General features: G+C 67.3%; 15 protein-coding genes. 9 read left to right on the top strand and 6 right to left on the bottom strand.

Annotated features, from left to right (window positions below):
* The first annotated feature begins 152 nt into the window (after positions 1 to 152).
* Positions 153 to 3,047: an aconitate hydratase gene (locus G4D77_RS06745; protein WP_154834874.1), complete on the top strand. Its 2,895-nt coding sequence runs from the start codon at positions 153 to 155 to the stop codon at positions 3,045 to 3,047.
* 142 nt (positions 3,048 to 3,189) lie between these two features.
* On the opposite strand, the gene G4D77_RS06740 is transcribed toward G4D77_RS06745, so the two are convergent.
* On the bottom strand, positions 3,190 to 4,089 hold the full coding sequence (locus G4D77_RS06740) for a LysR substrate-binding domain-containing protein (RefSeq protein WP_154834872.1): 900 nt from the start codon (positions 4,087 to 4,089) through the stop codon (positions 3,190 to 3,192).
* A gap of 136 nt (positions 4,090 to 4,225) precedes the next feature.
* Here G4D77_RS06740 and G4D77_RS06735 point away from each other — a divergent pair, with 136 nt between their 5' ends.
* From G4D77_RS06735 to G4D77_RS06725, 3 genes are all read left to right on the top strand, one after another.
* Positions 4,226 to 5,929 carry an acyl-CoA dehydrogenase family protein gene (locus tag G4D77_RS06735; RefSeq protein ID WP_154834871.1) on the top strand — a complete coding sequence of 568 codons (1,704 nt, stop codon included), beginning with the start codon at positions 4,226 to 4,228 and terminating at the stop codon, positions 5,927 to 5,929.
* Between the two features lie 75 nt (positions 5,930 to 6,004).
* Positions 6,005 to 7,009 carry a Bug family tripartite tricarboxylate transporter substrate binding protein gene (locus tag G4D77_RS06730; RefSeq protein WP_154834870.1) on the top strand — a complete coding sequence of 335 codons (1,005 nt, stop codon included), beginning with the start codon at positions 6,005 to 6,007 and terminating at the stop codon, positions 7,007 to 7,009.
* Positions 7,010 to 7,022: 13 nt separating this feature from the next.
* Positions 7,023 to 8,144 (top strand): CaiB/BaiF CoA transferase family protein, encoded by a 1,122-nt coding sequence (locus tag G4D77_RS06725; protein ID WP_154834869.1) that lies wholly within the window; start codon positions 7,023 to 7,025, stop codon positions 8,142 to 8,144.
* A gap of 14 nt (positions 8,145 to 8,158) precedes the next feature.
* Here the strand turns inward: G4D77_RS06725 and G4D77_RS06720 are convergent, their stop codons facing one another.
* Positions 8,159 to 9,814, bottom strand: coding sequence for a GDYXXLXY domain-containing protein (locus G4D77_RS06720; protein ID WP_154834868.1), 1,656 nt, complete (start codon positions 9,812 to 9,814; stop codon positions 8,159 to 8,161).
* Positions 9,811 to 10,782, bottom strand: a complete 972-nt coding sequence (locus G4D77_RS06715) for a DUF2157 domain-containing protein (protein ID WP_016453918.1) — start codon at positions 10,780 to 10,782, stop codon at positions 9,811 to 9,813. Before G4D77_RS06715 ends, G4D77_RS06720 begins: the two co-directional genes overlap by 4 nt.
* Positions 10,783 to 10,974: 192 nt before the next feature.
* Between G4D77_RS06715 and G4D77_RS06710 the strand changes: the two genes are divergently transcribed.
* A complete protein-coding gene (locus G4D77_RS06710) occupies positions 10,975 to 11,550 on the top strand; it encodes a hypothetical protein (RefSeq protein ID WP_034368158.1) in 576 nt (191 codons plus the stop codon).
* A 136-nt stretch (positions 11,551 to 11,686) separates the two neighbouring features.
* A complete protein-coding gene (ccoG, locus tag G4D77_RS06705) occupies positions 11,687 to 13,156 on the top strand; it encodes a cytochrome c oxidase accessory protein CcoG (RefSeq protein WP_016450216.1) in 1,470 nt (489 codons plus the stop codon).
* Positions 13,157 to 13,608: 452 nt separating this feature from the next.
* Here the strand turns inward: ccoG and G4D77_RS06700 are convergent, their stop codons facing one another.
* Positions 13,609 to 14,796: an IS481 family transposase gene (locus G4D77_RS06700; protein WP_012202818.1), complete on the bottom strand. Its 1,188-nt coding sequence runs from the start codon at positions 14,794 to 14,796 to the stop codon at positions 13,609 to 13,611.
* Between the two features lie 332 nt (positions 14,797 to 15,128).
* Between G4D77_RS06700 and G4D77_RS06695 the strand changes: the two genes are divergently transcribed.
* The 3 genes from G4D77_RS06695 to G4D77_RS06685 all read left to right on the top strand — a co-directional run bounded on the left by G4D77_RS06695 (position 15,129) and on the right by G4D77_RS06685 (position 18,477).
* Positions 15,129 to 15,431 (top strand): helix-turn-helix domain-containing protein, encoded by a 303-nt coding sequence (locus G4D77_RS06695; protein ID WP_016450218.1) that lies wholly within the window; start codon positions 15,129 to 15,131, stop codon positions 15,429 to 15,431.
* Between the two features lie 117 nt (positions 15,432 to 15,548).
* The gene (ilvD, locus tag G4D77_RS06690; protein WP_193726156.1) at positions 15,549 to 17,402 is read left to right on the top strand and encodes a dihydroxy-acid dehydratase; all 1,854 of its coding nucleotides are present in this window, start codon (positions 15,549 to 15,551) and stop codon (positions 17,400 to 17,402) included.
* Between the two features lie 82 nt (positions 17,403 to 17,484).
* Positions 17,485 to 18,477 carry a Bug family tripartite tricarboxylate transporter substrate binding protein gene (locus G4D77_RS06685; protein WP_012204371.1) on the top strand — a complete coding sequence of 331 codons (993 nt, stop codon included), beginning with the start codon at positions 17,485 to 17,487 and terminating at the stop codon, positions 18,475 to 18,477.
* A gap of 145 nt (positions 18,478 to 18,622) precedes the next feature.
* Here G4D77_RS06685 and G4D77_RS06680 read toward each other — a convergent pair whose 3' ends face one another.
* Positions 18,623 to 19,810 carry an IS481 family transposase gene (locus G4D77_RS06680; protein WP_154835021.1) on the bottom strand — a complete coding sequence of 396 codons (1,188 nt, stop codon included), beginning with the start codon at positions 19,808 to 19,810 and terminating at the stop codon, positions 18,623 to 18,625.
* Between the two features lie 225 nt (positions 19,811 to 20,035).
* Positions 20,036 to 22,198: a TonB-dependent receptor family protein gene (locus G4D77_RS06675; RefSeq protein WP_213757933.1), complete on the bottom strand. Its 2,163-nt coding sequence runs from the start codon at positions 22,196 to 22,198 to the stop codon at positions 20,036 to 20,038.
* Positions 22,199 to 22,349 lie beyond the last annotated feature (151 nt).

The raw sequence follows: 22,349 nt of genomic DNA, 5'->3' as shown, positions 1-22,349 counted from the left end.
ACAGCGTTGTCCGCGTGTGACTATCGCCAATGGACCACAGCATCCGCGGGCACTTCTGGGCACAATGGAAATCAGAGTCTTGGTGCATGCCCAGCAGCCCGGAAAAGGCGGCGCGCATGTGCCTTCCCAGAGTTTCATCCAGGAGTCTCACGATGCGCCACGAATATGAAAACACCCTCAAGTCCTTTGCTGCGGCGGGGGGCAAGAAGGGCAAGTTCTTTTCCCTGCCTGAACTGGCAAGGCAATATCCACAGGTCCGGCGATTGCCCGTGTCGCTGCGCATCGTGCTGGAGTCCGTGCTGCGCAACTGCGATGGCAACAAGGTGACGCGCGAGCATGTGGAGCAGCTGGCGAACTGGAAGCCCCAGGCCGAGCGGGTGGACGAGATCCCCTTCGTGGTATCGCGCGTGGTGCTGCAGGATTTCACGGGCGTGCCGCTGCTGGCCGACCTGGCCGCCATGCGCAGCACGGCCGCCAGGCTGGGCAAGAAGCCCAAGTCCATCGAGCCGCTGGTGCCCGTGGACCTGGTGGTGGACCACTCCATCATGGTGGACTACTTCGGCACCAAGAAGGCGCTGGACCTGAACATGAAGCTGGAGTTCCAGCGCAACAAGGAGCGCTACCAGTTCATGAAGTGGGGCATGCAGGCCTTCGACACCTTCGGCGTGGTGCCGCCGGGCTTCGGCATCGTCCACCAGGTGAACCTGGAGTACTTGGCGCGCGGCGTGCACAAGACCAAGGACGGCGTGCACTACCCCGACACCCTGGTGGGCACGGACAGCCACACGACCATGATCAACGGCATCGGCGTGGTGGGCTGGGGCGTGGGCGGCATCGAGGCCGAGGCGGCCATGCTGGGCCAGCCCGTGTACTTCCTCACGCCCGATGTGGTGGGCTTCGAGCTGTCGGGCCAGCTGCGCGAGGGCGTGACGGCCACCGACCTGGTGCTGTCGGTGACCGAGATCCTGCGCCGCGAGAAGGTGGTGGGCAAGTTCGTGGAGTTCTTCGGCGAAGGCACGCGCACCCTGGCGCTGCCCGACCGCGCCACCATCGGCAACATGGCGCCCGAGTACGGCGCCACCATGGGCTTTTTCCCCGTCGATGAAAAGACCATCGACTACTTCAAGGGCACGGGCCGCAGCAAGGCCGAGATCGAGGCCTTCGAGGGCTATTTCCGCGCACAGGAACTGTTCGGCGTGCCGGCCGCCGGCGAGATCGACTACTCGCATGTGGTGCGCCTGGACCTGGGTACGGTGGCGCCCAGCCTGGCCGGACCCAAGCGCCCGCAGGACCGCATCGAGCTGGGCAATGTGTCGTCCAAGTTCGATGAGCTGTTCAGTGCCCCTGCGGCGCACAACGGGTTCAACCAGCCGATCGAACGGCTGGGCCGGAGCTTTCCCGTAGGCGGTGGCGGCGAGGGCGAGGTGGCTCCCGAGACGCCGGCCCATCCGCCCGGCGCGCAGCGCTCGCTGGCCGAGATGGAGGCCAACAAGCCCAAGCTGGAGGCCGCCCACAGCGAGGCGCCGGTCGATGCCCCCACGCCGCCCAAGCGCCTGAGCATCGCCAACGGCGACGTGCTGATTGCCGCCATCACCAGCTGCACCAACACCTCCAACCCCAGCGTGATGCTGGCCGCCGGCCTGCTGGCCAAGAAGGCGGTGAAGGCCGGGCTCACGGTGCAGCCGCACATCAAGACCTCTCTGGCGCCTGGCTCGCGCGTGGTGACCGAGTATTTGACCGAAGCCGGCCTGCTGCCCTACCTGGAAAAGCTGGGCTTTGCGCTGGCCGGCTACGGCTGCACCACCTGCATCGGCAACGCGGGCGACCTCACGCCGGAGCTCAACGAGGCTATCACCAGCAACGACCTGGTCTGCGCGGCCGTGCTGTCGGGCAACCGCAACTTCGAGGCGCGCATCCACCCCAACATCAAGGCCAACTTCCTGGCCAGCCCGCCCCTGGTCGTGGCCTATGCCATTGCCGGCACGGTGCGCCGTGACCTGATGACCGAGCCCGTGGGCCAGGGCAAGAACGGCCGTGACATCTACCTGGGCGACATCTGGCCGACCAGCGAAGAGATCCACGCGCTGATGAAGTACGCCATGAACGGCAAGGCCTTCCGCGAGAACTACGAGAAGGTGCGCTCCGAGCCCGGCAAGCTCTGGGAAAAGATCCACGGCGTGACGGGCGCCACCTATACCTGGCCCGAGAGCACCTACATTGCCGAGCCGCCGTTCTTCGATGATTTCCGGCTCCAGCTGGACGCGCCTGCTGCCGGTGCCGCCGGTGCTGCCGGCGCCGAAGGCTCCAACCCCTACGTGGTGCACGGCGCGCGCGTGATGGCGCTGTTCGGCGACTCCATCACCACCGACCACATCTCGCCGGCCGGCTCCATCAAGGAAAGCTCGCCCGCAGGCCAGTGGCTGCTGGCCCACGGCGTGCAAAAGGCCGACTTCAACAGCTACGGCTCGCGGCGCGGCAACCATGAGGTGATGATGCGCGGCACCTTTGCTAACGTGCGCATCAAGAACCTGATGATTCCGGCGCAGGCCGATGGCTCGCGCGAGGAGGGCGGCCTGACGCTGTACCGCGACGGCACGGGCCAGGTCACCAAGATGCCCATCTACGACGCGGCCATGAAGTACCAGGCCGAAGGCCGTGCCACCGTGATCTTCGCGGGCGAGGAATACGGCACGGGATCGAGCCGCGACTGGGCCGCCAAGGGCACGCAGCTGCTGGGCATCAAGGCCGTGGTGGCGCGCAGCTTCGAGCGCATCCACCGCTCCAACCTGGTGGGCATGGGCGTGCTGCCGCTGCAGTTCCTGGGCACGGACAGCTGGCAGACCCTGGGCCTGACGGGCGAGGAGTTCGTGGAAGTGATTCCCGCCGCCGACCTGGCACCGCAAAGCGAGGCCCAGCTGGTGATCACGCGTGCCGATGGCAGCAAGCAGACCGTGGTGGTCAAGCTGCGCATCGACACGCCCATCGAGGTGGACTACTACCGGCACGGCGGCATCCTGCCGTACGTTCTCAGGCAGCTCCTGGAATGAAGTTGGAAACCCCCTGAGCCGCTATGCGGCTTCCCCCTGCAAGGGGGACGACACCCTGGCGGCGGGGCGGCCCTTGCTCGGTGTCCCTCGCTTCTGGGTCACGCCGGTTTTGGACAGAGTGAACTGAGCAAGGGTGTGGCGTTTAGGGCTGCTGTCCCAGCCTGCCCACGCTGTCGCGCAGGTGGGCCAGCAGCGATTCGACCAGGGGCTGCACATGGCCCGGGTGCCACATGGCCTGCATCTGCGACTGCGGGTGCCGGCCCTGGATGGGCACGAAGGCCAGCCCCGGGAAGCCCACGCGCTGCAGGCAGGCCGGCACCAGGGACACGCCCTGACGCAGCGAAACCAGGGACAGCACGGACAGCCAGTGCCTTACCTCATGGTGCAGGTCGGGCGTGAAGCCTTCGCTCTGGCAGATCTGCCATATCTGCTGGTGGTAGTCGGGCGAGACCTGGCGCGAGAACAGCACCATGCGTTCGCCCGCCAGCTGGCGCACCTGCAGCCTGCGCAGTCCGGCCAGCGCGTGGCTGTCCGGCAGGCAGGCCATGAACGGCTCGCTCACCAGGGTGTGTGATTGCAGGCCTGGCGCGGGGCGCGTGGCGTGCAGCAGGCCCAGGTCCAGGCGTTCCTGCTGCAGGGAGGCGATCTGCTCTGCGCTGTTGAGCTCCAGCATGTCGATGCGCACCAGCGGGTGCCGGGCGCGAAAGCTCTCCAGCGCCTCGGGCAGCCCGCGGTAGATGGCCGAACCCACAAAGCCCAGCCGGATGCGGCCCTGCACGCCGTCGGCGATGGCGCGCATGTCCTGGCGCACGCGCTGGGCCTGTTCCATGATGTCCTGGGCCTGCACGCGCAGGTGCTTGCCGGCGGCCGTGAGCCGCACCTCCTTGCTGGTGCGCTCGAAAAGCTGGGCGCCCAATTCTTCCTCCAGCTGGCGGATGGCCACGCTCAGCGGCGGCTGGGAGATGGACAGGCGCTGGGCTGCGCGGCTGAAGTGCAGCTCCTCGGCCAGCACCAGAAAGTACCTCAGTTGTCTCAGCTCCATGGCGTTCTATCCGGTTTGACTATTGATCAATACGTTATCGATATTTGACTCGAATAGGACTGTTTCCAAGAATGGGGGCATCCCCAAGACCCGGAGCCCATGCGCCCGGGCCAGGTTCCCGCACAGGAGACAGACCATGAACCCCGAACCGCAGGCGCTGGCCGCCATGCAGTCTTCCCCCGCCCAGGCTTTCCAGGCCGTGCCCGACCGCCACGGCAGCAACCTGTACACCACCGATTCGCAGTTGCAGCCGCTGCTGGCGCTGTACTTGCCGCCCGAGGTGAACGCGCACCTGCAGCCCTATCTGGAGCGCATGGGCGCGCTGGCCGGCCGCGAGATCGATGAATGGGCGCTGACCGCCGACCGCAATCCGCCCGAGCTGGAGCACCGCGACCGCACGGGGCGCGATGCGCAGCGCATCGTCAAGCACCCGGCCTATGTGGAGATGGAGCGCATTGCCTATGGCGAGTTCGGCCTGGCCGTCATGTCGCACCGCACGGGCGTGCTGGGCTGGGATGGCAAGCTGCCGCCGCTGGCCAAGTACGCGCTGACCTATCTGTTCGTGCAGGCCGAGTTCGGCCTGTGCTGCCCGCTGTCCATGACGGACTCGCTGGCGCGCACGCTGCGCAAGTACGGCGAGCCGGCCCTGGTCGAAAAGTACTGGCCGCGCATGACGCAGCTGCGCTTCGAGGACCAGGCCCAGGGCGCCATGTTCATGACCGAGCAGGCGGCCGGCTCGGACATCTCCAACACCCAGACGCTGGCCCGCCCGGCCGCCGACGGCAGCTGGCGCCTGTCGGGCGACAAGTGGTTCTGCTCCAACCCCGATGCCGACTTCGCCATGGTGCTGGCGCGCGTGGAAGGCGCGCCCGCGGGCATGAAGGGCATCTCGCTGTTCCTGCTGCCGCGCCGGCTCGATGACGGCTCGGCCAACCACTACCGCATCGTGCGGCTCAAGCACAAGCTGGGCACGCGCTCCATGGCCAGCGGCGAGATCGTGCTCGACGGCGCCGTCGCCTACCTGGTGGGCGAGCAGGGCCGGGGCTTCGTGCAGATGGCCGACATGGTCAACAACTCGCGCCTGTCCAACGGCGTGCGCTCGGCCGGGCTGATGCGCCGTGCCGTGGCCGAGGCCGAGTACGTGGCGCGCGAGCGCCGCGCCTTCGGCAAGGCCCTGCAGGACATGCCGCTGATGCAGCGCCAGCTCGACAAGCTGCGCATCTACTCCGAGCAGGCCCGCACCATGGTGCTGCAGACGGCCCAGGCGCTGCAGCGTTCGGACGCAGGCGAAGACGGCGCCTACGCGCTGCTGCGCATCCTCACGCCCATGATCAAGTTCCGCGCCTGCCGCGACGCGCGCAAGGTCACGGGCGATGCCATGGAGGTGCGCGGCGGATGCGGCTACATCGAGGAATGGAGCGATCCGCGCCTGGTGCGCGACTCCCACCTGGGATCGATCTGGGAAGGCACCAGCAACATCGTGGCGCTGGACGTGATCCGCGCCATCAAGCGAGAAGGCTCGCTGCCCGTGCTGTGCGACCACGCGGCCCAGCTGCTGGCCCAGACCGAGGCGGCCACGGAATTCAAGGCCGCGCTGTCGGCCAGCATGGACAAGGCTGCGGCCCTGGCCCTGCGCGCGGCCGAGGAGGGCGGTGACCGCCTGGCGCGCGCCGCCGCCTCGGGCCTGTACCACTGCTTCACGGCCACGGCCATGGCCTGGGAGGCCTCGTACACCGGCAGCGCCGAGCGCATGCGCTGGGCCCAGCTGGTGCTGCTGCACCGCGTGCTGCCGCGCGACCCGCTGGCGGCAGGCGACCTGCCCGAAGGCTGGACACGCTGAGCCCATCGACCGCACCGACCCAGAACACACATCCCGTCCACAGGGATGACCACACAAGTACCGGAGACAAACACCATGCCTTGCACTGACCCGAAGCCGTCCTTCCAGAAACGCCGATTCCTGTGCGCCTGTGCGCTCGCCGCCACCGCCGCGCTGCCGGCCGCCGCCCTGGCCGAGCGTTTTCCCGAGCGGCCCATCAGCTTTGTCGTTCCCTTCCCGCCCGGCGGGCCTACAGACGCCATGGCACGCGTGCTGGCCACGGCGCTGACCGAGACGCTGGGCCAGAGCGTGATCGTGGAGAACAAGGCCGGCGCAGGCGGCAACATCGGCGCCGACTTCGTGGCCCGCGCCAGGCCGGACGGCTACACCATCATGTTCGGCACCTCGGGGCCGCTGGCCATCAACAAGCACCTGTACCGCAAGATCAACTACGACCCGCAGACCAGCTTCGCGCCCATCATCCGCGTGGGCCACCTGCCCAATGTGCTGGTGGTGAACCCGGCCACCAAGGCCACCACCGTGCAGGAGCTGATCGCGCAGGACAAGGCCAAGCCGGGCAGCCTGGACTATGCATCCTCGGGCAACGGTGCCTCCTCGCACCTGGCCGGCGTGCTGTTCAACAAGATGGCCGGCACCTCGCTGCAGCACATCCCCTACAAGGGCACGGGCCCGGCGCTCAACGACCTGCTGGCGGGGCAGGTGAACATGACCTTCACCGACATCCTCACGGCCATGCCCTACATCAAGGCCGGCAAGTTCAAGGCCATTGGCGTGGCCACGGAAAAGCGCTCCCAGGCCATGCCCGACATCCCCACCATCGCCGAGCAGGGCCTGCCCGGCTACGACGTGAGCGTGTTCTTCGGCGTGGTGGCGCCGGCCGGCACGCCGGCCGACCGCATCGAGACGCTGAACGCGTCCTTCCGCAAGGCCCTGAGCAGCGAGCGCATCCGCAAGACCTTTGCCGACCAGGGGCTGGAGCCGGCTTCCGATCTTTCGCCAGCGGGGCTGTCGACCTTCATCGCGCAGGAGGTCACGAAATGGAAGGCCGTGGTCGATGCCTCCGGCGCGAAGCTCGACTGACGAGAGTATCCCCATGAACACAAATCAACGCGCGGGAGCGCTCCAGGGCATCCGTGTCCTCGACCTCTCCCGCATTCTTGGTGGCCCGCTGTGCGGCCAGATCCTGGGCGACCACGGCGCCGACGTGCTCAAGGTGGAGCCGCCGCAGGGCGACGATACGCGCGCCTGGGGGCCGCCGTTCCAGGACGGTGTGTCCTCCTACTACCGGGGCCTGAACCGCAACAAGCGGCTGCAGTTCCTGGACCTGTCCCAGCCCGAAGGCCAGCAGGCCGTGCTGGCGCTGATGGAGCAGGCCGACGTGGTGGTGGAGAACTTCAAGATCGGCACCATGGAGAAATGGGGCATTGGCTGGGAGCAGCTGCGCGAGCGCTTTCCGCGCCTCATCTGGTGCCGCGTCAGCGGCTTCGGCGCCGATGGTCCGCTGGGTGCCTGGCCCGGCTATGACGCGGCCATCCAGGCCATGACGGGGCTGATGAGCGTCAACGGCGAGGCCGGCGGCGATCCGCTGCGCGTGGGCCTGCCGGTGGTGGACATGGTCACGGGCATGAACGGCGTCATCGGCGTGCTGCTGGCGCTGCAGGAGCGCCAGCGCAGCGGCCTGGGCCAGCTGGTCGATGTCTCGCTGTACGACAGCGGCATCTCGCTGCTGCACCCGCATGCGGGCAACTGGTTCATGAGCGGCAGGACGCCAGGGCGCTCGGGCAACGCCCATCCCAACATCTATCCCTACGACAGCTTTGCCACGGGCACCACGCCGGTCTTCCTGGCCGTGGGCAACGACCGCCAGTTCCGCCTGCTGTGCGAGCACCTGGGATGCCCGCAACTGGTGGCCGACGAGCGCTTTGCCACGGCCGGCCAGCGTTCCCACCACCGCGATGCGCTCAAGCCGCTGCTGGAGCAGGCCCTGCAGTCCTGCGACGGCCCCGCGCTGGCCGATGCGCTGATGGCCATCGGCGTGCCCGCCGCACCCGTGCTGGGCGTGGACGCGGCGCTCAACCACCCGCATACCCTGCACCGCGAGATGGTGGTGGAGATGGAGGGCGGCTACCGGGGCCTGGGCGCGCCCGTCAAGCTCAGCCGCACGCCGGCCAGCTACCGGCATGCGCCGCTGGCCGAGGGCGACAGTTTCGAGTGATTTGCGTGGTGCGCTCAGGGGACGATGGGGCGCAGTTGCGCGTCAGCCATGCCCACCAGCAGCGCACGCCCGTCGGGCTCCACGCGGAACTCGCCGTAGCGGGCCTGTTCCCAGCGCTGGCCATCGCCTTCGCGGAAGTACCAGGCATCGGTCACCAGCGTCCACCGGCCGCCGCGCGGGGTGAGTTCAAAGCGCTGTTCGCCGGGCGCCAGCGGCTCGCTGGCCGTGCCGGTGCGCAGCCACTGCACCACGCCCTGTTCATCGAGCGTGCCGATGGCGTAGAGGCGTCCGCTGCGCAGGTTCTCTTTCTCCACGTCCCTGTCCTCGGAAGGCAGGCGGAAGTTCAGGCGCATGTAGTCGCCCTGCATCAGGGAGCGCGGGTCCACCGGCGCCAGTTCCACGAACACCTTGCGGCCCTGGGCGATGGTGCGCTCCTTCTGCGCAATGCCGATATTGGCCACCGCCAGCGTGCAGGCCGCCGTCAGCACCACCAGCCACGGCGCCCAGCGCTGCAGGGGCACGGCGCCCGATGCGGCGGCGGTCTCCGCGCTGCCTGGCAGGGATGCGGCGCGCGGCCCTGCCCAGGCCAGCAGGCCCAGCAAGGCGCCGCAGCCGGCCAGCACCAGGGCCTTGGTGGCCAGTGGCCAGGCCAGCTGGTAGTAGAAGCTGCCCACGATCCAGGCCGCAGCCAGGGCGGCCGCTGCGGCCTGCCGCCAGCGGCCGCTGGTGCCGGTCACCGCCAGCGCCAGCAGGCAGGCGCCCAGCCAGGGCAGGAAGGCACTCAGCACGGCCAGCACCACGGCAGCCACGGCGGCGCGCGGCTGCCGCAGCGTGGGCCATGCGCGCTGGGCGAACCAGGCGGCTGCCAGGGCCAGCACGGCCGAGCCGGCCTGCGTCAGTACGCCCATGGAGATGTTCGGGGCGGCTTCCTGCGCCAGCTCGCCCGCCAGGCCGCCGCCCAGCACGCCGGCCACCATGAAGCTCCTGCCGGACAGAAAGGCCAGGCCAGCCAGCACCGCCAGCAGCCAGCCCGTGGCAAAGGGCTCCAGCGCCGCCGCCATGCGGGTCTGTGCCGCAGACTGCCCCAGCGCGCGCCACTGGGCTGCCAGCAGCAGCATCCAGAGCAGCAGCGCCGCATGCACGATGACCCAGGTCGGCAGGCCTGCGTACAGGGTGGATGGATCGTTGTCCGGCCAGAGCATGGTGCAAAACAGCAGCGCGCAGGCGGCGCCCAGCAGCACGCGCAGCCAGGGCCTTGCAATGGCGGCCGTGCAGGCCAGCGCAATGGCCAGGCCTATCGCGGCCGCAGCCTGCCCCGACAGGTCGCGCGCCAGGCCAAAGCCCAGCAGGCCGGCGCCGGTCAGCATGGCAGGCAGGGCCAGCTGCTCCAGGAAGACGGGCAGCTCCTCGGCGCGCAGCACGGCCACGGCTGCGGCCAGCATCATGGCGCCGATCACATAGGTGCCGGCGCCGCGCTCTATCCAGTCGGACAGGGCAAACGCAAACAGAATCAGCAAGGGAAGAAGGGCCAGCCAGGCGCCCAGCGCCGTGAGCAGCACCACCGCCCAATGGCGGTCGTTGGCGGCAGGGCGGCGGTCCTGCAAGGCGGCAGGCGGCAGGATGCCCTGGTCCACGGCCTGGCGCAGCAGGGTGTCGTGTTCGTGGCTCATTGAAGGCCTCCTTCCGCGTTGCGGGACATTCGAAGCACCAGGCTGACCGTGGCCGCCAGCAGGCACGCAGCGCCCAGGCCGACGAGCAGCAGCATGCCCGTGAAGTCCGCCCCCAGTTTTTCCAGCAGCAGATAGACCAGGCCGCACACCAGCAGCACGTTCAGGCCCAGCGCCGCACCGCTGAGCAGGAAGATGTCGAAATGCCTGCGCAGGCCCGCCAGCGCCGCCGCGCCTGCCAGCAGCACCAGCCCCAGCGGGTACTGCGGCGCCACCGTGCTGTGGAACAGCCCGCTGATGGCGGTGGAGGTGATCATCGCCAGCGCCAGCGCGCCCGCGCCGCGCAAGGCCCACAGCCCCGCGCCCGTGAAGCGCCGCAGGGCCGGTGCCATGACTGCGGTGACGGCAAGGGCGGCGCCCAGGGCCACGGCATGCACGCCCAGGTCGCGCGACTCCACCTCCCAGAACTGCGGCGTATGGGCCTGCGCCCACAGCGCGATGCCCGTCATGGCAACCACCACCCAGGGCACCCAGACGCCATCGCTGCGCGCCGCCAGGGCCAGCGGCAGGGTCAGCGCTGCCCACAGCGCAAACAGCTGCCAGGGGTCCGCTCCCGTCTGGTAGGTCTGCCCGAAAAAGGCGAACAGCGCACCCGTGCCCAGCAGCGCCAGCACGGACAGCGGCACGCGCGCCGCCGCGCGCCATGCCGCGCCAAGACACATCACGAGCACGAAGCCCTGCAGCAGGGCAAAGCGCTGCATGCGGCCCATGCTCTCCCAATTGGCGGCAATCCACAGCACGATGCCCAGCCCGCCCAGCGCCGCGCCCAGCAAGGCCACCACGGGCCACAGGCGGGTTCTGAGGGCGGCCGGTTCCTGCTCGAATCCCGCCAGTGCAAACAGCTGCACGGCGGCCTTGCGGTCCAGGCCATGCTGGCGGACAAGCTCATGCAATAAGGGGCGCAGGTTCATGGTGTGGATGTTCCTTGGCTTGAAGATGCGGATGCCCGACTTTGCCAGAACCTGTCCGGGATGGATTGCAACGCGGCAGCCCGGTGCCGGTGCAACCTGCTATCTTCCTCCCACTCTCCGGAACACTGCCGCCATGCATCCTGCGCCTGCCCCTTTTTGCCGACCTCGCATGTACCCCGCCAAGCCGCTGGCATGCCCTTTGAACGCAACGGCGTTGCTGGCGCCATGAAGCGCGGCGCCGACCTCGACGATTTCGACGACCCGGTCGAATGGACGCCGGTCACACGCCCTGCCGCCATCGCGCTGACGGCTTTCGGCGCCTGGATCATCTGGGGCCACTTCTTCAGCGAGGACCGCTGGCTGATGCTGCTGGACAACGCCAACCTCGCGCTGCACGAGGCCGGGCACCCGCTGGTGGCCCTGTTCTCGCAGCATCTCTCGGTCTACGGCGGCACGCTGTTCCAGTTGCTGTTCCCCGCCCTGTTCATGCGCCATTTCCGCAGGCAGGGCCAGCGCACGGGCTGGATCGCCTCGCTGATGTGGTTGGGCGAGAACCTGATGAACGTGGCCCGCTACATGAAGGACGCGCGCGCCCAGGTCCTGCCGCTGGTGGGCGGCGGCGACCATGACTGGACGGAGATCTTCAGCCGCTGGGGCGTGCTCCAGGCCGATGTGCGCATCGGCACGCTGACGTCGCTGCTGGGGCTGTGCCTGGTGGCGTGGGGGTTGCGGCTGGCGGTGCCGCGTCTTCGTGCTCCCCAGGCCTGAAGCTCCATCTGATACGGTCGAATTCACCGCATCTGCTGCTACCCGCGGAGCAGGGCGCTGGGCATAGTCCAGGCAGTCCCCGGCAATTCATGACAAGCCCGCATCACGGGCGCACCGGCCGGGGCGAAGGCCCCGCATGTCAGAACGACCGAAACCGCTTCCCGATGAAACCGCCGCAGCCCCCCGGCCGCGGCCCGCGCCGCGCAAGGTGATTCCCATCGCCGACGCCAGCGCGGATTCCCCGCTGTTCGAGTCACGCCGCAAGATCCAGCCGCGCTCCATCTCGGGGCGCTTCGCCAACTGGCGCTGGGCCATGGTCTGGCTCACGCAGCTGTTCTTCTACGGCATACCCTGGCTGCAGATCCACGGCCGGCAGGCCCTGCTGTTCGACCTGGAGCAGCGGCGCTTCTACATCTTCGGCTGGCTGCTGTATCCGCAGGATTTCATCTACCTGGCCGTGCTGCTCATCGTCTCGGCGCTGGCGCTGTTCCTGTTCACCACGGTGGCGGGGAGGCTGTGGTGCGGATTTTCCTGCCCGCAGACGGTCTACACCGAGCTGTTCATGTGGGTGGAGCGCCGGCTCGAAGGCGACCGCAGCGCACGCCTGCGCCTGGATGCCAGCGGCTGGGGTCCGGAGAAGATCGCGCGGCGTGGCGGCAAGCATGCGCTGTGGCTGCTGATTGCGCTGTGGACGGGGCTGACCTTCGTGGGCTACTTCGTGCCCATCCGCAGCCTGCTGCCCGAGGTGCTGGCTCTGACCGGCGCGTGGCAGATCTTCTGGGTGCTGTTCTATGCGCTGGCCACCTACGGCAACGCGGGCTTCCTGCGCGAGCAGGTCTGCAAGCACATGTGCCCCTATGCGCGCTTCCAGAGCGCCATGTTCGACAAGGACACCCTGGTCGTCACCTACGACACCGCACGCGGCGAATCGCGCGGCCCGCGCCACAAGGGCGTGGACTACCGGGCCCAGGGCCTGGGCGACTGCATCGACTGCACGCTGTGCGTGCAGGTCTGCCCGGTGGGCATCGACATACGCGACGGCCTGCAGTACGAGTGCATCGGCTGCGGCCTGTGCATCGACGCCTGCAACAGCGTCATGGACCGCATGCACTACCCGCGCGGGCTGATCCGCCTGTCCACGCAGAACGGCGTGGCCCGGGGCTGGCGCCAGAGCGAGCTGGTGCGCCGCATCTTCCGCCCGCGCGTGCTCATCTACGGCACGGCGCTGGTGGCCATCTCCACGGCCATGGTGGCCAGCCTGGCGCTGCGCACGCCGCTGAAGGTGGACGTGGTGCGCGACCGGGGCACGCTGTCGCGCATCGTGGCCGGCGGCCAGATCGAGAACATCTACCGCGTGCAGATCGGCAATGCCACGGAGCAGGACCAGCGCTATGTGCTGTCGGCCTCGGGCATCGAAGGCCTGCGCGTGGCTTCGGAGACCGAGGTGGACGTGGGTGCGGCCCAGGACCGCTGGGTCGTGGTGCGGCTGCAGGCGCCCTATGGCGCGGCCGGCCCTGGCTCGCACGGCGTGGAGATCACGGCCACGGCGGTGGGTGATCCGGCGCTTTCCAAGCAGGCGCACAGCACGTTCCTGGTGCCGCGCTGAAGGGCCAGTTGGATGGATTGATTCACGAGTACAGCGCAGTTGTTGTGCACGATGCCTGGTCCGCTGCAGCGCGGGCTGGCATCGGTTTTGAGGCCCCGGGATTTTCTCCGGGGCCTTTTTTTGTAGTGAGATTGATGCGTCTTCCACAGTCGGCACAGCCAGCTTCATGAGTGAACTTGGCTGCTTAAAACCAGAGGCCGAGCGAAGCAAAGGCCCGTCACGGCTCCCCGTATGTCAGCGCCTGCGGCGTGGTGGTTGCGGGGTTGCAGTCCTGCCGAAGGACAGGACTGCTTCGTGATCTGACTCGCTGCGGTTGTTTGAGCGGCGCGCGAAGCGCAAAGCGAGTTCCGCAGCGAACCCCGCAACCGCCATGACGCAGGTTGCCCGCAGCGAAGCGGAGGGTCGCGGACATCCGGGGTTGTACGTGTCAAGGACATGGGTAACAACTCAGCTCACAGACATGGGTAACACTTCAAGCTCACATAGTCCTTCTGGGGTCCTCGCACATCCTCTTCGTTGAAGCAGCCCAGTCGCACCGGCCCCAGATACACATCCCACTGGCCAGCGGCCACCTCCTGCATCCCGATCCACTGCCCCGCCAGCAGGTAGCCTATGTAGACCCGCAGCGCTCGCCAGTAGATCAAGCCGTTGTGGCTGACCCGAACCCTTTCCCAATGCTTCGGGTACTGCAGCTCGGGTAGCTTTGAGGGGTATGGCCTGGTCGAGTCGCTGTAATGCTGGGCCGGCATGCTTTGCTGCAAGGCCTCATGCGGGCGCTGCTGGTTGTAGTGCTCCACAAAGGCATCGAGCTGCATCTGCAATGCCGCTTTGTCCGCCGCAGGCTCTTTGCCCAGGGCATGCTTGAGCGTGCGGTGCATCCGCTCGTGGCGACCGTTTTGCTGTGGCTTGCCCCTCTCGATGCGCTCCGGCCTGATGCCCAGCCTTATCCACCATATCGCCAGGCGTGACAGGCCCGCCACGCCAGTAGTCGCGAACGGCGGACCGTTGTCACTGCGTATGCGCTCGGGCAGTCCGTATTGCCGAAACACCTGTTCGAAGCTGCGTTTGGCATCCTCGTAGTTGGGGCTGTCGTAGACATGCACGGCCAGCAAATAGCGGCTGGCGTGGTCCATGATGGTCAATGGATAGCACCAGTGACCATCGGCTGTCTTGAACTGGCCTTTGTAGTCTGCACTCCACACCCCATTGGGCTGCTTGCTCGTTCGCAAGGGCTGGGCCGTAGGCACCGAGCGTCTGCGTACACGCCTGCTGCAAACAAGCCCCTCAGCCTTCAGCACGTTGTAGATGGTGGTTTTGCTGGGTGTCTCCTGTGGGCCCCAGCGCTGCAGGAGCAAAGCGTGCAGCTTCTTGGGCCCCATCTGTGACCTTTGCTGCGTGCGCAGCTCAATGATGGCCCGGCGCTGTGCATAGCTGATCGCCTGATTGTTCCCGTGGGGCCTGCGACTGCGTTCTTGCAATCCATCCATGCCCAGTTGGCGGTAACGCTCAACCCACTTGTAGGCCGTCTTGCGGCTGATGCCGTAGCGCCTGCACAGCTCGCTCAGCGGCGCACCACCGCGCAGGTGGTCGGCTATGAAGAGCAGTTTCTCGTCCATGGGTGCGCACTCCTTCCAGGGCATGGTGATCGCTCCTTGGCTGCTGTTGGCTCCAGCTGCCAAGCTTGGATCTGTTACCCATGTCCTTGTACTGATGTGTCACCTATGAGTGTGAGTCGTACCGGGTCGCCTTCTTTGATCTGACCTTTCTTGGCGAATCAAGAAAGGGCAGTCGGCTGCCGGGCCGAGACCCGGCCTCGAAAAGCTGCCGCCCGGCAGGGGCAAAACTTGCGAACAGTCTTTGACGACACGGGTCAGGATTCGTGCGGACAGGATGTGGCAGCACGCTGCATCCCATTGGCATTACCCTGTGTCTACCGAAGCCTTGCAGTCAGGCGTTTTGTTGGAGGTGCATTGTGAGCAAGATCATTGAATCCCTGCGCGGCGATCTGGCTGCGCTGTACGAAGCGGGCGCCATCGACAAGGTGACGATGCGCGAGTTCGACGCGATCTGTCCTCCCCCGGTGCGGGAGTTCGAGGCGGCCGACATCAAACAGCTGCGCGAGACTTTGAAGTTCAGCCAACCGGTGTTCGCGCTGCATTTGCACACCACGGCTTCCACGGTGCGCAAATGGGAGCAGGGCGAAACCCGTCCCGCCGGACCGGCGCTCAAGCTGCTCAACGTCATCGCCGACAAAGGCCTTCAGGCCATCCTCTGAGCCGGGGCGACACAAGGGTGGTATGCGGGCGACTCCCGGGCGACACGATCTGGTGTAAATGCTCATAGGGAAATCCGCAGACCCCGCTATGGTGGGCGGCTGTTTTCCGTCCCGCGTATGAACAAGAAACCTGCCTCCCCCGACAACGTCTTTTCCGAATCCAGCGCCTCCGCATCGCTGGCCGCCTCCACCACCACAACCAGCACCACCGGCAGCAGCCCGGCAGCGGCCACGCCCACGCCCACGTCCTTTCGCTCCGCCCTGATCCGCTCCGGCACCATCCGTGCCACCACGCGCAGCTTCCTGCATGCCCTGGGCCAGGACGACGAAGACATAGAGCGCCCGCACATCGGCGTGTTCCACACGGGCGGGGAGATGAGCCCCTGCAACCTCAACCTGCGCGACCAGGCCCAGCATGCCAAGACCGGCATCTATGCCGGGGGCGGTACGCCGCATGAATGCCCGGTGGTGTCGGTCAGCGACGGGCTGACCATGGCGCATTCGGGCATGCGGTTCTCGCTGGTCTCGCGCGAGCTGATCGCCGACAGCGTGGAGGCCTCGGTGCGCGGCCACCAGTGGGATGGCATCTTCGCCATCGGCGCCTGCGACAAGAACCTGCCGGGGCTGATGATGGGCATGGTGCGCTGCAATGTGCCCAGCGTCTTCGTGCATGGCGGCTCGGCCCTGCCGGGGCAGGCGCCCGGCGTGCACGGGCGCGACCTGAACGTGGTCGATACCTACGAGACCATCGGCCAGGTGCTGGCCGGCACCGCCACGGCGCAGGACCTGGAGGCCATGAGCCGCGCCTGCCTGCCCACGGCCGGCGCCTGCGCTGGACAGTTCACGGCCAACACCATGGGCATGGTGAGCGAGGCGCTGGGCCTGGCGCCCATCGGCTCCAGCATGGTGCCCGCCGTGTTCAGCGAGCGCGCACCGCTGATGCGCCGCGCCGCGCGCCAGCTCATGCAGGCCGTGTGGGCCAGCGCCGAAGGCGGCGGCCCGCTGCCGCGCGACATCATCACGCGCCGGGCGCTGGAGAATGCCTGCGCCGTGGTCAGCGCCACGGGCGGATCGACCAATGCCGCCCTGCACCTGCCGGCCATCGCGCATGAGGCCGGCATCCGCTTCCACCTGGACGACGTGGCCGAGATCTTCGCGCGCACGCCGCTGATCGCCGACCTGCGCCCCGGCGGGCGCTTCCTGGCGCGCGACGTGTACTACATCGGCGGTGCCGGCGTGATCCTGCGCACGCTGATGGAGCAGGGCTTTGTCCACGGCGATGCGCTCACCTTCACGGGCCGCACCCTGGCCGAAGAACTGGCCGATGCCGCGCCGCCCGATGGCGAGGTGGTGCGCACGCCCGGCAATCCCATCACGCGCGACGGTGGCCTGACCGTGCTCAAGGGCAACCTCTGCCCCGATGGCGCGTTGCTGAAGACGGCCGGCCTCAAGACCCTGGTGCACCGGGGCCCCGCGCGCGTCTTCGAGTCCGAGGAACAGGCCCAGGCCGCCGTGCAGGCCATGCAGTACGCGGCCGGCGATGTCATCGTCATCCGCAACGAAGGCCCGCGCGGCAGCCCCGGCATGCGCGAGATGCTGGGCATCACGGCGCTGCTCTATGGCCAGGGCATGGGCGACAAGGTGGCCCTGCTGACCGATGGGCGCTTCTCTGGTGCCACGCGCGGCCTGTGCATCGGCTACGCAGGCCCCGAGGCCGCCGACAACGGCCCCATTGCCGCACTGCGCGACGGCGACCTCATCGCCATCGACGCCCGCGCCGATGCGCGCAGCATCACGGTGGAAATCGGCGAGGCCGAACTGGCCGAACGTCTGGAACAATCAGCCGCCGCGCGCCGCCAGATGCCGCCGCTGGGCGGCGTGCTGGAAAAATACGCGCTCACCGTGCGCCCGGCCCACCAGGGAGCGGTCACGCATTCGGGCCAGGTGGTCTGGCTGCGCGACGACAGTTGAAGCCGCCGGGCTGGCACGCATTTCCCCCGCTGTTCCCCCACTGTTTTTTTTCAGAGTTTCAATTTCAACCGGAGACATACGCATGAACATCGACCGCCGCCAATGGCTGGGCACCGCTGGAGCGGGTGCGCTGCTGGCCAGCCTGGGCCAGCAGGCCTGGGCGCAGGCCCAGGGCCCCATCGAGACCCTGAACATCATCACCGGCTTCGCGGCCGGAGGCACCTCGGACGCCATCTGCCGCCGCGTGGGCACCAAGCTGTCGGGCTATGCCAAGACCGCCGTGGTGGAAAACCGCACCGGCGCGGGCGGGCAGATCGCCATCAGCTACGTCAAGGGCCGGCCCGCAGACGGTGCCACCCTGCTGCAGACGCCCACGTCCATGCTGTCCATCTACCCGCACATCTACAAGAAGCTGCCCTATGACCCGGTGGCCGACCTGGCGCCGGTCACCGTGGGCTGCATCTTCGACTTCGGCTTTGCCGTCGGCCCCGCCGTGCCCGCCAGCGTGACCACCGTGCCCGAATTCTTCGCCTGGGCCAAGGCCAACCCCGCAGGCGCCAACTTCGGCTCGCCCGCTCCCGGCTCCACGCCGCACTTCATCGGCGCCCTGCTGGGCCAGCATGCCGGTGTGGACTTCAAGCACGCCGGCTACCGCGGCACCCAGCCGGCGCTGCTGGACATGCTGGGCGGCAACGTCTCCGCCGTCTGCGGCCCCGTGGGCGACATGCTGCAGCACCTGGCCGGCGGCAAGATGCGCATCCTGGGCGTCAGCGGCGCCAAGCGCAGCCGCTTCGCACCCCAGGTGCCCACGCTGGTGGAGCAGGGCTACAAGGACATGGCGCACAGCGAATGGTTCGCCTTCTTCGTGCCAGCCAAGACCCCCGCCGAGACCGTGCAGCGCCTGAACGGCCACATGCGCAAGGCCCTGGCCACGCCCGACGTGGTGGACAGCCTGGCCACCTTCGGCCTGGACGCCCAATCCTCCACCCCCGCCGAACTGGCCGCGCTGCTGCAGTCCGAACTCGCCAAATGGGGCCCCATCGTCAAGCGCGTGGGATTCACAGCAGAGGGCTAAAAAGAACAAAATGGGCCGAGCGAAGCGACGGCCCGCTCCATGCCCACTCCCCACTCCCCGTATGTCAGCGCAGGTTGCCCGCAGCGAAGCGGAGGGTCGCGGACATTCGGGTTGTACGTGTCAAGGACATGGGTAACAACTCAGCTCACAGACATGGGTAACACTTCAAGCTCACATAGTCCTTCTGAGGTCCTCGCACATCCTCTTCGTTGAAGCAGCCCAGTCGCACCGGCCCCAGATACACATCCCACTGGCCAGCGGCCACCTCCTGCATCCCGATCCACTGCCCCGCCAGCAGGTAGCCTATGTAGACCCGCAGCGCTCGCCAGTAAATCAAGCCGTTGTGGCTGACCCGAACTCGTTCCCAATGCTTCGGGTACTGCAGCTCGGGTAGCTTTGAGGGATATGGCCTGGCCGAGTCGCTGTAGTGCTGGGCCGGCATGCTTTGCTGCAAGGCCTCATGCGGGCGATGCTGGTTGTAGTGCTCCACAAAGGCATCGAGCTGCATCTGCAATGCCGCTTTGTCCGCCGCAGGCTCTTTGCCCAGGGCATGCTTGAGCGTGCGGTGCATCCGCTCGTGGCGACCGTTTTGCTGTGGCTTGCCCCTCTCGATGCGCTCCGGCCTGATGCCCAGCCTTATCCACCATATCGCCAGGCGTGACAGGCCCGCCACGCCAGTAGTGGCGAACGGCGGACCGTTGTCACTGCGTATGCGCTCGGGCAGTCCGTATTGCCGAAACACCTGTTCGAAGCTGCGTTTGGCATCCTCGTAGTTGGGGCTGTCGTAGACATGCACGGCCAGCAAATAGCGGCTGGCGTGGTCCATGATGGTCAATGGATAGCACCAGTGACCATCGGCTGTCTTGAACTGGCCTTTGTAGTCTGCACTCCACACCCCATTGGGCTGCTTGCTCGTTCGCAAGGGCTGGGCCGTAGGCACCGAGCGTCTGCGTACACGCCTGCTGCAAACAAGCCCCTCTGCCTTCAGTACGTTGTAGATGGTGGTTTTGCTGGGTGTCTCCTGTGGGCCCCAACGCTGCAGGAGCAAGGCGTGCAGCTTCTTGGGCCCCATCTGTGACCTTTGCTGCGTGCGCAGCTCAATGATGGCCCGGCGCTGTGCATAGCTGATCGCCTGATTGTTCCCGTGGGGCCTGCGACTGCGTTCTTGCAATCCATCCATGCCCAGTTGGCGGTAACGCTCAACCCACTTGTAGGCCGTCTTGCGGCTGATGCCGTAGCGCCTGCACAGCTCGCTCAGCGGCGCACCACCGCGCAGGTGGTCGGCTATGAAGAGCAGTTTCTCGTCCATGGGTGCGCACTCCTTCCAGGGCATGGTGATCGCTCCTTGGCTGCTGTTGGCTCCAGCTGCCAAGCTTGGATCTGTTACCCATGTCCTTGTACTGATGTGTCACCTATGAGTGTGAGTCGTACCGGTCGCCTGCTTTGATCTGACCTTTCTTGGCGAATCAAGAAAGGGCAGTCGGCCGCCGGGCCGAGACCCGGCCTCAGAAAAATACCACCCGGCAGGGTCAAAAACAGACCCACGTAAACCAAAGCCTCAGAACGGCAACGTCCCCTGCACATACAACGTCCGAGGCATCCCCACATACTTGCCCCCGTTGTTGTCCGTAGACCGCGTGTAGTACCTGCGATCAAACAGATTCTTGACCCCCACGGCCACCCGCAGATTGCCCAGCGACTTGCCAAAGTCATAGCCCGCACGCAGGCCCACGGTTGCAAACCCGGGAATATCGCCCAGCCGCCCCGCAGCATCTTCCTGCGTCACATACTGCGTGCCCGACCCCGGAGAGCGCTGCTTCGATTGCGCGGCCAGGTCCGCATTCAGCGTCCACTGCCCCAGCGCATAGCGCGCCCACAGCTGGCCCGTGTGGCGCGAGTACAGCGGCAGGTCGCGCCCTGCGAAATCGCCGGCGCGCGAGACGGCCTCGGTGTAGGTATAGGACACACCCGCCGTCAGCCCCTTGAGCGCGGCATTCCACTGGCCCAGGTCGTAGCGCAGCGAGGACTCGATGCCGCGGTGGCGCGTGGCGCCCAGGTCGGTCCAGATGCCGTCCACGCCCACGCGGGTCAGCAGCAGTTCCTTGTCGAAGTCGATGTTGAACAGCGTCAGCTCGGCGTTCAGCGCCGGGCTGTTGTAGTGCGTGCCCACCTCATAGGTCTTGGCCGATTCGGGATGCAGGCCGCGCTCGGTCTGGGCCAGCTGCGCATACTGCTGCGGTCCGAAGGACTTGCCCGCGTTGGCGAACAGCGACCACTGCGCATTCATGCGGTAGAGCACGGACAGCGTGGGCAGGAGCTCGCGTGCCTCGGCCTTGGGGAACAGCTGGCTGGTGACGGTGCTGCCGTCGGCGCCCAGGTTGCTGACGTTGTTGAAGGAGTTGATGCGTTCGTAGCGCACGCCGGGGGTGATGGTCCAGTTGCCGATGTCGATGCGGTCATCGATGTAGAAGGCATGGGCCGTGGTGCCGCCCTGGCTGGTCTGGTAGGGCGTGATCGGCAGGGCCATGGCGTTGGCCATGGTGGCGGGGTTGTAGTAGGCGGTGCGCAGCGCGACCTCGGAACTGCTTTCCTTGAGGTAGCGGTAGCCCACGCTGACTTCCTGCACCACGGAGCCGGTCTCGAACAGGCGCGAGTAGCGCGGCTCGATGCCGAAGTAGTGGTAGCTGCGCGGCGCGGCCGTCAGGCGGCGCTGGTTGGCGTTGTCCTGCTCGATGTGGCTGCCGCGGAACGAGTCCACGTAGTAGCCCAGCACCTCGAAGTTGTTGCGCCCGTCCTTGTGGTTGTACTTGAACGAGGCATCGGTGCGGCGGCCGTCGAAGCTGTCGTAGGAGCGCGTGGACTGGAACGGGTCGGCCGCGTACTGCGCCGTGGTCAGGCCGCCGGGCATGCGGCCCGAGCCCTCGAAGTGGTGCAGCGAGACGGCGATGTCGTCCTGGGCCGAGATGCGGTAGGCGCCCTTGACCAGGATGTCGTCGATGTCGGTCTTGTCATTGCCTGCGCGCCAGCCGTCGCCATGCGTGCCCGAGTACAGCAGGGCCAGGCCCAGGCCGGATTCGCTGGTGCCGCCCACGAAGAGGCTGGGCGTGGTCTTGGCATTGCCGCCGTGGCTGTAGAACTCGGCGCCCACCGAGGCCTCGGCCGCGAAGGTCTTGGGAATGGCGCGCGTGACGAAGTTGATGATGCCGCCCACGTTCTGGGGGCCGTAGCGCACCGAGCCCGCGCCGCGGATCACGTCCACCGACTCCAGGTTGCCCAGCGAGACGGGCGCCAGCGACAGCTGGGGCTGGCCGTAGGGCGCGTAGGAGACGGGCACACCGTCCATCAGCACATACGAGCGCGGCGACAGGCGTGCCGTCAGGCCGCGCACGCCGATGTTCAGGGACACATCGCTGCCGCCCGTGCCGTTGCTGTCCTGCACCTGCACGCCGGGCACCAGGCGCAGCACGTCGCGCAGGCTGGAGGAGCCGGTTTCCTCGATGCGCGGCCGCTCGACGATGGTGCGCGCGCCGGCATGGTCCAGCACTTTTTCCTCGCTGGGGTTGTCCAGCCAGTTGCCCGTGACGGTGATGGTGGACAGGCCGGCCTCGGGTGCGGTGGTGGTGGGCGATGGTGCCTGTGCCGACGCCTGCAGCGACAGCAGGGCGGCGGCGACAGCGGCCGCGCAGCGTGTGAGCGTGGCGCAGTGATTGCTGGAAACCATGGAAAACTTCCTTTGTGCCTCTGGGAATGGTGCAGCGCTGAAGGGTCGGCTGGCAGGCTGCAGGACGCGTGGCGGCGGGCGAGGCGGAAGCAGGAGACAAGGACCGGTCAGCATGCATGGCGGCAATGCCGGTTCGGTGCGCGAGTCTAAA

Origin of the sequence: Delftia sp. WY8, from assembly GCF_018437695.1 — a bacterium.
GTDB classification, from domain to species: domain Bacteria; phylum Pseudomonadota; class Gammaproteobacteria; order Burkholderiales; family Burkholderiaceae_C; genus Comamonas; species Comamonas tsuruhatensis.
The sequence above is the reverse complement of the archived record's forward strand: the minus strand, read 5'-3'. Positions and strand labels throughout refer to the sequence as shown.

Coding starts and splice junctions, on each gene's coding strand:
- G4D77_RS06745 (WP_154834874.1), top strand. CDS start 153: ATGCGCCACGAATATGAAAACACCCTCAAGTCCTTTGCTGCGGCGGGG.
- G4D77_RS06740 (WP_154834872.1), bottom strand. CDS start 4,089: ATGGAGCTGAGACAACTGAGGTACTTTCTGGTGCTGGCCGAGGAGCTG.
- G4D77_RS06735 (WP_154834871.1), top strand. CDS start 4,226: ATGAACCCCGAACCGCAGGCGCTGGCCGCCATGCAGTCTTCCCCCGCC.
- G4D77_RS06730 (WP_154834870.1), top strand. CDS start 6,005: ATGCCTTGCACTGACCCGAAGCCGTCCTTCCAGAAACGCCGATTCCTG.
- G4D77_RS06725 (WP_154834869.1), top strand. CDS start 7,023: ATGAACACAAATCAACGCGCGGGAGCGCTCCAGGGCATCCGTGTCCTC.
- G4D77_RS06720 (WP_154834868.1), bottom strand. CDS start 9,814: ATGAGCCACGAACACGACACCCTGCTGCGCCAGGCCGTGGACCAGGGC.
- G4D77_RS06715 (WP_016453918.1), bottom strand. CDS start 10,782: ATGAACCTGCGCCCCTTATTGCATGAGCTTGTCCGCCAGCATGGCCTG.
- G4D77_RS06710 (WP_034368158.1), top strand. CDS start 10,975: ATGCCCTTTGAACGCAACGGCGTTGCTGGCGCCATGAAGCGCGGCGCC.
- ccoG (WP_016450216.1), top strand. CDS start 11,687: ATGTCAGAACGACCGAAACCGCTTCCCGATGAAACCGCCGCAGCCCCC.
- G4D77_RS06700 (WP_012202818.1), bottom strand. CDS start 14,796: ATGCCCTGGAAGGAGTGCGCACCCATGGACGAGAAACTGCTCTTCATA.
- ilvD (WP_193726156.1), top strand. CDS start 15,549: ATGAACAAGAAACCTGCCTCCCCCGACAACGTCTTTTCCGAATCCAGC.
- G4D77_RS06685 (WP_012204371.1), top strand. CDS start 17,485: ATGAACATCGACCGCCGCCAATGGCTGGGCACCGCTGGAGCGGGTGCG.
- G4D77_RS06680 (WP_154835021.1), bottom strand. CDS start 19,810: ATGCCCTGGAAGGAGTGCGCACCCATGGACGAGAAACTGCTCTTCATA.
- G4D77_RS06675 (WP_213757933.1), bottom strand. CDS start 22,198: ATGGTTTCCAGCAATCACTGCGCCACGCTCACACGCTGCGCGGCCGCT.